Annotated in this window: 16 protein-coding genes and 4 pseudogenes; 14 read left to right on the forward strand and 6 right to left on the reverse strand. The window is 51.5% G+C overall.

What is annotated here, in order from left to right:
• The first annotated feature begins 11 nt into the window (after positions 1-11).
• The 5 genes from NIG5292_RS06060 to NIG5292_RS06080 all read left to right on the forward strand — a co-directional run bounded on the left by NIG5292_RS06060 (position 12) and on the right by NIG5292_RS06080 (position 3,623).
• A complete protein-coding gene (locus NIG5292_RS06060) occupies positions 12-206 on the forward strand; it encodes a hypothetical protein (protein ID WP_048598592.1) in 195 nt (64 codons plus the stop codon).
• On the forward strand, positions 203-1,168 hold the full coding sequence (locus NIG5292_RS06065) for a 2-hydroxyacid dehydrogenase (protein ID WP_048598593.1): 966 nt from the start codon (positions 203-205) through the stop codon (positions 1,166-1,168). The genes NIG5292_RS06060 and NIG5292_RS06065 overlap by 4 nt, the downstream gene beginning before the upstream one ends.
• Before the next feature lie 11 nt (positions 1,169-1,179).
• Entirely contained in the window at positions 1,180-2,058 is an 879-nt protein-coding gene (locus NIG5292_RS06070) for an NAD(P)-dependent oxidoreductase (RefSeq protein ID WP_048598798.1), read from the forward strand.
• Positions 2,059-2,250: 192 nt separating this feature from the next.
• Entirely contained in the window at positions 2,251-2,403 is a 153-nt protein-coding gene (locus tag NIG5292_RS14600) for a hypothetical protein (RefSeq protein ID WP_233488181.1), read from the forward strand.
• Between the two features lie 221 nt (positions 2,404-2,624).
• The gene (locus NIG5292_RS06080) at positions 2,625-3,623 is read left to right on the forward strand and encodes a LacI family DNA-binding transcriptional regulator (RefSeq protein ID WP_048598595.1); all 999 of its coding nucleotides are present in this window, start codon (positions 2,625-2,627) and stop codon (positions 3,621-3,623) included.
• A 1-nt stretch (position 3,624) separates the two neighbouring features.
• Here NIG5292_RS06080 and NIG5292_RS14780 read toward each other — a convergent pair.
• Positions 3,625-3,768 (reverse strand): annotated as a pseudogene (locus tag NIG5292_RS14780) (gfo/Idh/MocA family oxidoreductase); the annotation flags it as partial.
• Between the two features lie 65 nt (positions 3,769-3,833).
• Between NIG5292_RS14780 and NIG5292_RS14485 the strand changes: the two are divergent.
• The 3 genes and pseudogenes from NIG5292_RS14485 to NIG5292_RS15035 form a co-directional block, all read left to right on the forward strand.
• Positions 3,834-4,442, forward strand: a pseudogene (locus NIG5292_RS14485) (thiamine pyrophosphate-dependent enzyme); the annotation flags it as partial.
• Entirely contained in the window at positions 4,429-5,646 is a 1,218-nt protein-coding gene (locus NIG5292_RS06090) for a CaiB/BaiF CoA transferase family protein (protein ID WP_048598596.1), read from the forward strand. The pseudogene NIG5292_RS14485 and the gene NIG5292_RS06090, both read left to right, overlap by 14 nt.
• Before the next feature lie 129 nt (positions 5,647-5,775).
• Complete coding sequence (locus tag NIG5292_RS15035; RefSeq protein WP_048598597.1) at positions 5,776-6,288, forward strand: hypothetical protein; 513 nt, start codon at positions 5,776-5,778, stop codon at positions 6,286-6,288.
• Positions 6,289-6,527: 239 nt separating this feature from the next.
• Here NIG5292_RS15035 and NIG5292_RS06100 read toward each other — a convergent pair whose 3' ends face one another.
• Positions 6,528-6,974, reverse strand: a complete 447-nt coding sequence (locus NIG5292_RS06100) for a YHS domain-containing (seleno)protein (RefSeq protein WP_048598598.1) — start codon at positions 6,972-6,974, stop codon at positions 6,528-6,530.
• Positions 6,975-7,230: 256 nt separating this feature from the next.
• On the opposite strand from NIG5292_RS06100, the pseudogene NIG5292_RS14790 reads away from it, so the two are divergent.
• Positions 7,231-7,320 (forward strand): annotated as a pseudogene (locus NIG5292_RS14790) (chemotaxis protein MotB); the annotation flags it as partial.
• A 199-nt stretch (positions 7,321-7,519) separates the two neighbouring features.
• Here NIG5292_RS14790 and NIG5292_RS06110 read toward each other — a convergent pair.
• Positions 7,520-7,855, reverse strand: a complete 336-nt coding sequence (locus tag NIG5292_RS06110; protein WP_048598600.1) for a flagellar protein FlgN — start codon at positions 7,853-7,855, stop codon at positions 7,520-7,522.
• On the reverse strand, positions 7,852-8,106 hold the full coding sequence (locus tag NIG5292_RS06115) for a rod-binding protein (RefSeq protein WP_048598601.1): 255 nt from the start codon (positions 8,104-8,106) through the stop codon (positions 7,852-7,854). The genes NIG5292_RS06110 and NIG5292_RS06115 overlap by 4 nt, the downstream gene beginning before the upstream one ends.
• A 147-nt stretch (positions 8,107-8,253) precedes the next feature.
• On the opposite strand from NIG5292_RS06115, the gene NIG5292_RS06120 reads away from it, so the two are divergent.
• The 5 genes and pseudogenes from NIG5292_RS06120 to NIG5292_RS06135 all read left to right on the forward strand — a co-directional run bounded on the left by NIG5292_RS06120 (position 8,254) and on the right by NIG5292_RS06135 (position 10,256).
• A complete protein-coding gene (locus NIG5292_RS06120) occupies positions 8,254-8,505 on the forward strand; it encodes a hypothetical protein (RefSeq protein ID WP_048598602.1) in 252 nt (83 codons plus the stop codon).
• A gap of 29 nt (positions 8,506-8,534) precedes the next feature.
• Positions 8,535-9,002 (forward strand): hypothetical protein, encoded by a 468-nt coding sequence (locus NIG5292_RS06125; RefSeq protein ID WP_048598603.1) that lies wholly within the window; start codon positions 8,535-8,537, stop codon positions 9,000-9,002.
• A gap of 211 nt (positions 9,003-9,213) precedes the next feature.
• Entirely contained in the window at positions 9,214-9,579 is a 366-nt protein-coding gene (fliK, locus tag NIG5292_RS06130) for a flagellar hook-length control protein FliK (RefSeq protein WP_074841987.1), read from the forward strand.
• A gap of 140 nt (positions 9,580-9,719) precedes the next feature.
• Positions 9,720-9,800: pseudogene (gene flgD / locus NIG5292_RS15300) on the forward strand (flagellar hook capping FlgD N-terminal domain-containing protein); the annotation flags it as partial.
• A 42-nt stretch (positions 9,801-9,842) separates the two neighbouring features.
• Positions 9,843-10,256 (forward strand): FlgD immunoglobulin-like domain containing protein, encoded by a 414-nt coding sequence (locus tag NIG5292_RS06135; protein WP_158441647.1) that lies wholly within the window; start codon positions 9,843-9,845, stop codon positions 10,254-10,256.
• On the opposite strand, the gene ubiB is transcribed toward NIG5292_RS06135, so the two are convergent.
• Together ubiB and ubiE are read right to left on the reverse strand one after the other, a co-directional pair.
• Complete coding sequence (ubiB, locus tag NIG5292_RS06140; protein ID WP_048598606.1) at positions 10,253-11,794, reverse strand: 2-polyprenylphenol 6-hydroxylase; 1,542 nt, start codon at positions 11,792-11,794, stop codon at positions 10,253-10,255. The two genes, NIG5292_RS06135 and ubiB, sit on opposite strands and share 4 nt — an antisense overlap.
• Before the next feature lies 1 nt (position 11,795).
• Complete coding sequence (gene ubiE, locus NIG5292_RS06145) at positions 11,796-12,548, reverse strand: bifunctional demethylmenaquinone methyltransferase/2-methoxy-6-polyprenyl-1,4-benzoquinol methylase UbiE (RefSeq protein ID WP_048598607.1); 753 nt, start codon at positions 12,546-12,548, stop codon at positions 11,796-11,798.
• Positions 12,549-12,554 lie beyond the last annotated feature (6 nt).

A 12,554-nucleotide genomic window follows, 5' to 3' on the forward strand; every position in this document is an offset into this window, starting at 1 on the left:
GGACCTACAATATGTCATATATGGTTAAGTTAATCGCCGGCCTGACTGGCACAGCATTTTTGTGCATTTTCATCGGGGGCCTGTCCCAAAGTATCTCAAGCGGTTTTGCCGGCTTTGTCGGTGGTGCACCGTTCATGCTTATCGCTATTCTCGTGTGCGGCATGGCCGTCTACGATTTCTGGGACGAGTGTGTACGTAAGAAATGAGTAAGAAACGTCTCTGGATTACGCGCCGCCTATCTGATGCAACGCTTGAACGGGCTGCGCGTGATTATGACGTTGTTATAAACCATGAAGATACCCCGGGGACGGCTGCGGAGTTAATCGCGGCAAGTGCGGATTTCGACGCTGTTATTCCCTGCCACTCTGAGCACTTTACTGCGGATGTGGTGAGCCAGTTTTCTGACCGCTTGAAGATTGTGGCCAATCATTCGGTTGGTGTCGATCACTGCGATATTCCTGCGCTTAACGCGCGCGGCATCGCAGTCACGAACACGCCCGATGTGCTTTCTGATGCGACCGCTGAGTTGGCTATGTTGTTGATGCTTGGTGCTGCGCGCAATGCTGTAGCTGGTGACCGGATTGTGCGGACCGGCAATTGGGACAGCTGGTCACCGGCTTTTATGGTTGGCAAACAGGTAACCGGTGCGCGTTTAGGCATTATTGGGATGGGTCGCGTTGGGCAGGCTTTTGCTCAAAAGGCACGAGGTTTTGGGATGCAAGTGCATTACTACAACCGCCGCCCGCTTTCGTCTGATCTTGAGCACGGGGCTGTCTATCACGAGACCGTCGAAAGCCTTTTGTTGGTGTCTGATTTCTTATCGCTTCATTGTCCTGCAACGCCTGAGACGGTCGACCTGATGAATGGTGAGCGTTTTCAAATGCTGCCAAAAGGGGCCGTCGTTGTGAATACGGCACGTGGGGCGTTGGTTGATGAAGACGCTCTGATTGCAGCGCTTGATAGCGGGCATGTTTCTGCCGCCGGTCTTGATTGTTTTAAAGTTGAGCCGGGTGGCAACCCCAAGTTTTCGTCCTACGATAACGTATTCATGTTGCCCCACATCGGGAGTGCAACACGACAAACACGAGATGCCATGGGGTTCCGCGCCCTCGACAATCTCGATGCATTTTTCGCGGGCCAGACACCAAAGGATATCTTGACCAAATGATGGATAAATCAATCACCAAACTCGCGTTTCTCGGCCTTGGCGTCATGGGCTATCCAATGGCAGGCCATCTGGCAAAAGCAGGTCACTCCGTCACCGTTTATAACCGTACCACGGCAAAAGCACAGGCGTGGGTGGATGAGCATGGCGGCAGCTTGGGTGAGACACCGGCAGAAGCAGCGCGGGGCGCAGAAGTTGTTATGGCCTGTGTCGGTAATGATGATGATCTGCGCTCGGTTTGTCTTGGACCCGATGGGGCATTCGCCACGATGTCCGAAGGTAGCACTTTTGTTGATCACACCACCGTATCCGCAGCAGTCACAGCCGAGCTTCACGCCGCTGCGAAAGCTAAGGGCATTGCCTTCGTCGATGCGCCTGTGTCTGGCGGACAAGCAGGCGCAGAGGGCGGGCAGCTTTCGATCATGTGTGGTGGTGCGCAAGCGGATTACGATTGGATTGAGCCTGTTATCAACACCTACGCAAAACTGTGTCGTCGTATTGGCGAAAGTGGCGCAGGTCAGATGACCAAAATGTGTAACCAGATTGCAATTGCTGGACTGGTGCAAGGATTGTCCGAAGCGTTGCACTTTGCTTCCAAAGCGGGACTCGATGGCGCTTCTGTTGTTGAGGTGATCAGTCAGGGCGCTGCCGGTTCATGGCAAATGTCCAACCGCTATCAGACTATGCTGGATGATCATTTTGATCATGGGTTTGCCGTTGATTGGATGCGCAAAGATCTGGCGATTTGTCTAAGCACCGCCGAGGAAAATGGCGCGTCACTACCAATCACAGCTTTGGTCGACCAGTTCTATAAAGATGTGCAGAAAATGGGTGGTGGCCGTTGGGACACATCCGCTTTGTTCAAGCGCCTTCAAAACGACGGCACCAAGTAACACGATAAATTTGTGCAGCGCGCCAGCAGGTTTGTTGGTCCGCTGCATAGCGATTTTTGCGATATTCGGGTTCTTTTGCTGATCGCGATGGACATCAAGCTGTCGTTGGCTATCAATACCTATCCAAGAACATTGATAACGAACATGCGCCGAAAAGAGTGCTGTCAGATAGAACCCTTCGTGTCTCATAATATGCGGCAAGTATTTGATCTTGTTGACCGTATCGTCGTGTTCCGTCGTGGTCGGATTGTGGCTAACCTTGATGTGAAAGACACCGATGGTCAGGACGTTGTGGCTTATATCACGGGTGCCAAAACTGGTGCCGAATTTGAAGGCGCGGCGTAAGCGGTGTTCAATTTAGACGTTCCTTTCTTTCTGCCCGTCTGGCGCCGTGTTTTGGTGGTTGTCGTAGCGATCGCTTGGGGGTTTTTTAAGTTCGCAAATGGCCATTTTTTCTGGGGTATTGTGTTTGTCGGCATGGGCAGTATAGCCACGTGGAAGTTTGGCCAGACCGATTGGTCCCAAGTGGCGGACGACGATAGGGGCAATAAGTAGGGGGTCAGATCATGGCCGTAACGCTCAAAGATGTTGCAGAGAAAGCCGGCGTTTCGCGTTCGGCGGTGTCGCGGACTTTCACGGAAGGCGCGTCAGTTTCCAAGAAAACCCGTGCCAAGGTTATGTCTGCAGCAGACTTATTGGGCTACAGTCCAAACGCTCTGGCGTCGTCGCTTACAACTGGCAGAACAAAACTTATTGGGCTCATTTCCAATAACTTCCATAACCCAATTTTTCTAAGTGTATTTGACCAGTTCACCGCAGGATTGCAGGAGCGCGGTCTGCGGCCACTTTTGCTTAACCTTAGTGATGAAATGGATACTGAGACATCATTGCGCATGATGCGTACTTACTCGGTTGATGGGGTCATTGTTGCTTCTTCCACGCTGCCGCCAAGTTTTTCAGAGGCCTTTCGCGATGCAGGTGTGCCTGTTGTGAATTCGTTTGGACGTCATTCGCTTTCGCCTAAAGTTGATACGCTGGGAATTGATAACATTGAAGCGGGTCGTATGGCCGCGCGCGAGATGATCAAACGGGGCTATAAACGCTTGGGCTTTTTGGGTGGGCCTGAGCGGGCAACGTCCACGCAAGACCGTTTAAGTGGATTCGCTCAAGAGGTAGCTGGCGCCGAAGGCGTGGCTATGTCGCAAAGCTTCGCTAAGCAGTATTCATTCGATGCTGGCCGTGCTGAGATGGTTGCGCTTTTGAAGGGTACACCGAAAGAAGCATATTTCTGCGGGGACGATGTGCTGTCTATTGGCGCGCTTTCTGCAATTCAGTCAGCGGGCTTAAAAGTGCCTGATGATATTGGATTGATCGGGTTAAACGACATGGAAATGGCCAGTTGGCAAAACATCAATCTGACGACAATTCATAACCCAATTAAGCAGATTATTCGTACCTCGATCGACGTTATTGAGGAGATGCTGATCGATGATACACGTAAACCACAAGCGCAGCTTTTTTATTGTCATGTGGTTGAGCGGGGCACGTTGCGCCCCGCCCCCTAACTTAGCGCATTGATGGCGGCCTTGCATCCAACCATTTGCCATCATCTTTGCCCGATTGTGCGACAGAAAACACAGCCGCCATAGATCGCAAGCCGTCTTCCGCACGGGGGTAAAGATTGGCTGTGGGGTCCATGACGCGGCTTTTATAATGTGGTGTATAGTTGTCGTTAGACAGCGTCTGAATTGCTACCCGAGTATTCTTAAACGAACTGGCCAGATGGACGTTTGACGCAAGTGAAGGCTGATTTAGCTCACGTTTTTGCGCCCGAACCCGAGTGGGGTCCAGCGCCTGCGATTGCCACGTGCCAGCGTGTGTTGCCGCCTGATACATTGGCCTCAGCCGACAGTGGGGCCCGCAGGATACTGCTGTCGCAAGTGTGGCAATGTGAGTTTTCGAGTGCGTTAGTTCAGTCATCAGGACTGTGTACGATGGGCTGTGCTGTGCCGTTGGCGATGTGCCAAAGTATCGTTGAACGGAATAGAACCGTCGTGTCATTTTCGGGCGATGCAGGCTTTTTGATGGTGGCCGGTGAATTAGCAACTGCAGCTGATCTTGGGCTAAAAACAATTTTTGTTGTCTTTGTAGACGCCAGTCTTGCGTTGATTGAATTGAAGCAGCGAGGTCGCCAGATGAAAAACCGTGGTGTTGATTTTGGTAGATCCGACTTTGCAGCGATTGCCCGCGCGTTCGGTGGGGCTGGCCATTGTGTCCGCAGTACCAACGAATTGACCGAGGCGTTGAACACAGCGCAAATGGCTGACACACTCACGGTCATAGCAGTAGAGATTGAGAAAGGCGCCTATGATGGCCGTATCTGAACCAAAAGGTGCATTAGACGGCCTTGTCGTTCTCGATTTAACTCGCATTTTGGCAGGTCCCACTGCGACCCAACTTTTGGGTGATTTGGGCGCGACCGTTATTAAGATCGAAAACCCGAAAACCAATGGTGATGATACCCGCGCGTGGGGGCCACCCTACGCGCAAACAACAGATGGCGAGCAAGATCTCAGTGCCTATTTCATGGCCGCCAACCGCAACAAGTATTCTGTAGCTGCGGACCTGAGTAGCCCTGAGGGGCAACAGCTTATCAAGGCGATTGCATCGCAGGCTGACGTTGTGATCGAGAACTATAAACCTGGAGGCCTTGAGAAATATGGCCTCGATTTTGCGACACTTACAGAGCGTCATCCACGCCTTGTGTGCTGCTCGATTTCGGGCTTTGGGCAAACCGGTCCAAACCGCGATCAACCGGGCTATGATTTGATGGCGCAAGGCTATGGTGGGATGATGTCACTGACAGGTGAACCCGATGGTACGCCGATGAAAGTTGGTGTTGGCATTACTGATGTGATGTGCGGGATGTATGCGACTATTGGTGTTTTGGCGGCATTGCGACATCGCGATGCAACAGGCGAAGGACAGCATATCGATTTGTCGTTGGTAGACAGCCAGATGGCATGGCTGATCAATGAGGGGACCAATTTTTTGGCCTCTGGTGATCTGCCTAAACGTCGCGGTAACGCGCACCCAAATATTGTCCCTTACGACGTTTTTCCGTGCGCAGATGGTCATGTAATTTTGGCTGTTGGAAATGATGGGCAGTTCGGGCGGTTTTGCTCTGCTGTAGGGTTGGATCAATTAAGCGGTGATGTGCGTTTTGTGACGAATTCGCTGCGCATTGAAAATCGTGTCGCGCTGACGGCGGCAATTCAGGCGCGTTTTCAAGCCCTAGCTATGGACGATATTCTTTCGCGGTTGCGCGAGGTAAAAGTGCCAGCAGGGCCTATTCATACTGTCGGCCAAGCTCTTTCGACGGATCAGGCACGCGCGCGCGGTGCTGTGGTGGCTATGACCCACGAAGATGCGGCTCAAGGCGAAGTCCGACTTCTTGGAAATCCACTAAAATTTTCTAAGACACCTGTAACATATCGCCGCCCACCTCCGCGGTTTGGCCAAGATACAGACCAGATTGTGCGTAGCTTCGGACAAAATCCACCCAAAGAGCCGCACTCCCCCGATTAATGTCGACACAAATCACGCTTTCGTAATGTCGCGTGTAAGTGAAGTGTATGTGATGCCTTAGCCCGTGACGACCAAAGTCATGCAAGTAGTGACCATACAGGGTGTAACGATGACCTATGATATCTGCCAATGCCAAGTGACCCTGCTGATGCACAAGCGGTCAGGGACTGGAATGGCTTGATCAAAGCATTCTTGTCCCATGGCACTACGGCACCAAAATACCTGAAGGCTGTGCTAACGGCCGAACCTGATTTTGCTATGGGGCATGCTGTCCGCGGGCTCTTTTCCATGATGATGGGACGGCGTGAGATCATTGAAGTCGGGCATCAGGCAAATACCACGGTGCAGGAAAAGTTGCGCTTAGGCGGGGCCAATCGCCACGAAACTTTATGGTGCGAGGCGTTAGGTATTTGGGTCTCTGGCAGCGCAATTCGTGCCTTGCTCGGTAGATCGAATGGATGGTCCCCACAGCGGCGGAACGTTGTTGGCTACACATGGCCTGAGATGCTTCGTTTTCACCAGATCGAAACGTTGGTGGGGGTTTTGATGACCACCGGCATTATTTTGGGCGGGTTATCACTTTGGCTGCTCCTCATCGCGCTCAGCTTGGTTGGGGCCGTTATATTGTCCAAACTAAGCTGAGTAAAAGTCGTGGGGCGGGGCTCCAGATCGTTGCGCTTGGATAACCCCAACTCCCTCATTGAGCCTGAAATTGTTCGGCTCGCCCGCTCTGAAAGAGTGGCCATTAAGGCTTCTTTGCTGTCTGATGTGCCTCAAGTCGTAGCTGCTGAGTAATCTCGAGTGTTTGCGGTTTCGCGTTCGACTTTATGCCGATTGATTTGGCCAAAAGCTTCCAGAGTTGGTAACGAAATACCTTTTGTTCACTTCACCGTTGAGGCGTTAGATGTATAACTTGGAATTGTACGGTTAGATGCGCGTTTGGGTTCAAGATCATTCCAATTACTGTTTGCCAGACTTATGTTTTGTGTACTGTCTTCTTCCCAAAATGACACAATATTTTCGGTGATATTGAGGTACCGTTTGCCATCTACAATACGCCATAAATTGGGGTTTTCTGGCACCTTGCCGCCCTTGGGCACCCCGTAGGCGCAATGCCCATTAAATTGCGGGATATATTGTTCAGGGTTAGCCATAAATGCATCACAGTTGGCTGCTTTAGAGAATGCGAAAGTCGCACCATTATAGTCGGCTGTTATATCCATTCTGCCTGCAACCGCTTTGGATTCCGGTGCTCCGACTGCTGATTGCTCAAGTCCGAAATACGCTACAAAGTTATGCCCCGAGGCAGCAAAATTTGTTTCATCAATATACTGGGGCCCTGCAGAAGCGGTGGATGAGTGAAGCGCAACGGCTGCAAAATAGAATAAATTTTTTCGTGATACACTTAGCTAAGAATACTAATCGCACTGATGCAGAAAACAGTCTCATTTCATAGAGAGCCTCTCTGGTTCGTGAGCTTTGCGGCGCATTTGTGATCATCATTTAGCTACAAATTTAGGTGTTAAGCCCCCAGTAAGTTGTATCGCTTAAGAGAGGCCTTGGGTGAAAGAAAAGGTGGTGAGTATGGCTGCGCAAAACATGGCGCCGGTCATCATCAAACGTAAAAAGGTTATCAGTGGTGGTGGTCACCATGGCGGCGCTTGGAAAGTTGCCATGTGCCACTCTCTCGTTTGCGCCGCATTTTACACGGCGAGTTATGCCGGGTCGCCCCAACGTGTCAGCCTTCTGGACCAAATGGCTTTCATCAAGCCATGCCACCTCATCATGAGATGCATCGCCAGAATGGTGCGAGATTTGCTAACGAGTGCTTAATTCCGTATCTCTTTATCTATCTGATTTTACGTAAATTTTATTATCTATTCTGAGGTGCCACAGGTGAGGCGCCAATAGTCTGCGTCGTTCCTTTTGGCCCGTATACTGTTGAGCCTGAACTCGCTTTTCGAAGCTGCGAAACGCGCCTTATCGCCATTTCAATCCCGCGCTGAGAGGCCTTAAGAATGCGTGCGTTTGACATGCTGCTTTCTCTGATTTGCGCTAATAATTTTGGATTTTCTGTCTGATTGTTTAGTCGCTCAATGAGCGCAGTCTTGATGGGAATAATCTCATCGAGTTCTGCAAAGTTGTGGCTCAACAAAGCGCGGCGTTCGGCTTCCAACGCATCATACAGATCCTGCAATACCGGCTTCATTTTTGCTGTGCCTCACTTTTTTTCAGACTGTTAAAAACTTGTTCCGCCAATCCAATTCCGCCCGACCGAGCCATGGCGTTTGCTTGCTCTTTAATGAGGAGTGACTGGAATTGGTCTTCGCCTTCACCGCCGCCAAATGCCTCTGATGTTTTTCCCAAGCCGGCTGATTTTAGCATTTCAGACAAAAAGCTGGCCTCAAGATCGACAGCTGCCTGCCAAAGTGGATCATCTAATCTGGGGGGCGCACGTATTCATACGTGATGAGCTAGATGAAATTTCCATCAACATACCTTTCAAATTGTCAGAACTTTCACCTTGTCTGACCGACAATCGTAAAGATGTCGTAACCATTTAGCGTTTAATTGCGGTGGTTCAGAACGAACTTCCAAGGGCAAAAAATGCACACACAGCTTCATTCCGTACTACCGACGGCCTCAGGTGACCTAACGAAAAAAGCAACAGCTTTGCCGATGGGCGAAGCGCGGTTTGAGTTTGGCAACTTGCTCGAAGTTGAGGGCGATGCTGGCGCGCCAGAGTTAGATGATAATGAGCCCGTCTTTTCGCAAACGATGGGATTAGATGTGCTTTTGACGCCAGTCTCTGCTCAATTAGAAATGGGTTTGGTAGGCACAAGTCAGACAGTTTTTTAGGTGTAGCAGTAACTCCTTCTGACAGTTCAATGATAGGAACAGAAGCGAGAAGCACTGGCGTGCAGTCAGAGGTACTCGTCGGCGATAGTACGGCTGTAGCAATCAAGAGTGATGTGGCAATTGCAACTCCGCCGCCCGAAGCTTTGCGCACTGCTGCGGGCTCGGGAGATGCTACTTTTGCCTCGGTCAAGAATAGTGGCCCGGCCACTGACTTGGCCTTAGTTCCATTAACCGCGCAGCAATCACCCCTGAACGCTGCAAAGCAAGAGCAATTGACCCGAACAGAATCTAGTTTGTGGTACCAGGCTCAGTCTGTTGAGCAGGCTTTAGAGCCGTCAAAGCCTGTGAAGGTGAGTGAAATACAAAAACAGCATCAGTCAGATACTCTAATAAATGCCGCGGCTCTTCCGAGCACTGAAGGCGCTGACCTTAAGGCAGGTGAAGAAGCAGGTAGCTTGACGCCCAAATTAGATCAAATTGAAGCGGTGAAGCAGTAAACACGCCAAACACCGCCTTCGTCAGCTTCGTTGCCTTCAGCCGGGCCTTCATTCTTGGCTTCCGTAGTCACCGAAGCACAAAGCATGGCACCTGATTTTATTGACGAAGTTTCGGAGTTTGCGCCTGTAGCCAGTAGCGCCTCAACGCTGCCGCCTGTCGATGCAAAACAGATTTTACCGGCCGCGACACCTCAAAACCTACCGTTGAACATTGCCCGACAGATCAGCGAAGCAGAATGCGTCAGATGGAACCACAGAGATAACGCTCAACCCTGCGGAACTGGGGCGTGTGCGCATGTCATTTTCACCAACCGAAGCAGGTATGATGGTTGTGCTTTCAGTTGAGCGCCCCGGGGTGTTGGAATTGATGAAACGCCATATCGAAGATCTGAGTCAAGAGTTTCAGAGTGCTGGATTTGGCATGGCTAGCTTTGATTTTTCAGAGGGCGGATCAGATACGTCGAATGAGCGTGATGGCGGCGGTCCTCACATCCACACCACCGATGCTGCTTCCGAGGTGGATGTACCCGCTAGACCAAGTTTGCTTCGAACTTCACAATTAGACATTAGATTATAGGTGCTCATATGAATGTTCTCCCAACGCCAACAATCCAACCTGCCTACGGTTCAGGTTCTGGGTCCGGCTCTGATCGTGTGATCAATTCAGATTTTGATACGTTTTTGAAAATGCTGACGACTTAGGTCGAAAATCAAGATCCGCTCGACCCGATTAAATCCGAAGATTGCGCAACGCAGCTTGCGCAATCTTCGGCTGTTGAGCAGCAGACAAAAACGAATGATTTGCTCGAGGCGCTGAACGCGCAGTTTGGTCAAATGGGGATGGCTGAACTGGCTAATTGGGTTGGCATGGAGGCACGCGTTGCGGCTCCCGCCTCTTTTGATGGGGGTGCAATTTCGGTCGCAGCCAGTCCGGTCACGACAGCAAATCGTGCTTTTTTGGTGGTTAGAGACCAATCAGGCGTCACAGTTGACCGCCGTGAGATTCCAGTGACTGAGGCGACATTAGAGTGGGACGGGCGCGATTCTGATAATACTGAGCTGCCCAAAGGGCTTTATGCATTTGAAATTGAGAGCCAGCATAATGGCGATTTTTTGGATACCAAGCCTGCGGAAGTCTATGCGCCTGTAACGGAGGCGCGCAATCAAGAGGGTGGCACGTATTTAGTGCTGCGTGGCGGGACCGTGGTTGATGCAGGTGCAGTCCGCGCAATTCGTGAGCCAAACGCGGCTTAAGCTAGAAATGCCATCATTGCCGCTGCTGCGGTGAGTGCAATAACACCACCGGTAGATGCCCATAACAGCGGGCCAAGGTAAGTACGCTTTCTTTCGCCCTCACCGCTACCTGAGTTTGTCTGAGCGATCAGCGCGGCCTCAGCGAGTTGCGGTAGCTTGGGGCCAAAGCGGGCAAGAACACGTGCCGTCTTAAATAAATCGCGGGCAAGCGCCTTCGGTCCAATGCTTTGCTTGATGTAATCTTCAACAATCGGTTGAGATACCTGCCAAATATTGATGTGAGGGTTCAGCGTCCGTGCGACCCCCTCCACAACGACCATAGTACGCTGCAGCAAAATCAGCTCTGTTCGCGTTTCCATGCCAAAGCGCTCTGTTACCTCAAACAGGTAGTTGAGAAGTCGACCCATCGATATGCGCGTAGCGTCCATCCCAAAAATGGGTTCACCGACTGCACGCAACGCCTGTGCGAACTCGTCAATGTCTCTGTCAGCAGGAACATACCCCGCCTCAAAATGTACCTCAGCGACCCTGCGATAATCTTTGCGGATAAAGCCGAATAGAATCTCGGCATAAACGCGGCGGGTATATTCATCAATACGACCCATAATGCCGAAGTCATATGCAACGATCTCACCCTCGGCGTTAATCTTCAGGTTGCCCTGATGCATATCCGCGTGAAAATACCCGTCACGCAAAGCATGTTGCAAAAAGAGTTGTAACACCCGCTCGCCTAACGCGTGGCGGTCATGACCGGCCGCATCAATAGCGTCCACATCGCCGGCCGGAATGCCGTCAACCCAGCCAAGGGTCATGACGCGGCGGGACGAGTGTTCCCATTTGACCTGCGGAACTGTAAAGCCCTGATCGGTTTTTGTGGTTGCCGCAAACTCTCCTGCGGCACTGCTTTCAAGACGAAAATCGAGCTCTCCGCGCACGACACCTTCAAAGTGTTCAATGACTTCACGGGGGCGCAGCCTGCGCGCACCGGGTGCAAAAATTTCTACCATGCGGGCAGCGAAATAGAACGCATCAATGTCTTTACCAAAACGCTTTTCAATACCCGGGCGGAGAACTTTGACCGCAACGGCTTCGCCGGTTTCTGCTAAATGTGCTTTGTGCACTTGAGCAATAGAAGCCGCCGCGACAGGCTCAGAAAATGTTGAGAAAACCTCTTCAACGGGGCGCCCAAGCTCTGTTCGAACCATTTCCTTGGCTTGCTCAATCGAGAAGGGGGGCAGCTTGTCTTGCAGCACACGCAGTTGGATTGCCAACTCATCGCCCACCACGTCGGGGCGTGTAGAAAGCACCTGTCCAAACTTGATATACGCTGGCCCAAGAGCAACCAGTGCGCGTACCGCAGATGGCATTTCAGGATCGCCTTTAAGACCCAGCCATTTGAACGGCCAGCCCAGCAATTTAGCCACAATACGCAGCGAGGCAGGGGCTTGAAACGCGTCAAGAACAACGTTCATCCCACCCGTGCGTTCCAGCGTGGCACCCATGCGGATGAGGCGAATAATGTTGTGAGGCCCGCGCATTTTAAATCTTCCACCCAGAGTGCAGAGCCGCGATGCCAAGGCTTAGATTACGGTAACTTGCGTTCTCAAAGCCTGCTGCCTTGACCATCGATAAGAACGTTTCCTGATCGGGGAATTGTCGGATCGATTCCACGAGATATTGGTAGCTGTCCGCATCATTAGCAATCAGTTTGCCCATGCGTGGGATGACGTTGAACGAATACAGGTCATACGCTTTTTGCATCATCGGGTTGGGGAGCTGGCTAAATTCTAAAACCATTAGGCGGCCACCGGGTTTTAGGACCCGATACGCTTCATTTAGCGCCTCTTGTGGGCGGGTGACGTTTCGGATGCCGAAGCTGATTGTGTAGACGTCAAAGGTGTTATCCTTGAAGGGAAGCGCCATTGCGTCCCCGACAGCCCAATCCAACTGCGTGGCCATGTCGTTGGCTTCAGCGCGCTGACGCCCTTCGACCAGCATAGATTCGGTAATATCCAGAACTGTCGCGTGCCCGCTGCCTGCGCGCCCTAAAAATTTGAACGAGATATCACCAGTACCACCGGCAACATCCAAAAGTCGCTGTCCTGCACGCGGTGCGAGCCAATCCATCATCGCATCTTTCCAGACACGGTGGATTCCAACGCTCATCACGTCGTTCATGATGTCGTATTTACTCGCAACATTCGTAAAGACGCCCTGAACGCGGCCAGCCTTCTCGCCCTCTGGGACAGTCTCAAAGCCAAAATGCGTTGTTTTTTCAGTATTGTCGGCCATGGGGCT

The sequence above is a fragment of the Nereida ignava genome, from assembly GCF_001049735.1.
Taxonomy (GTDB): domain Bacteria; phylum Pseudomonadota; class Alphaproteobacteria; order Rhodobacterales; family Rhodobacteraceae; genus Nereida; species Nereida ignava.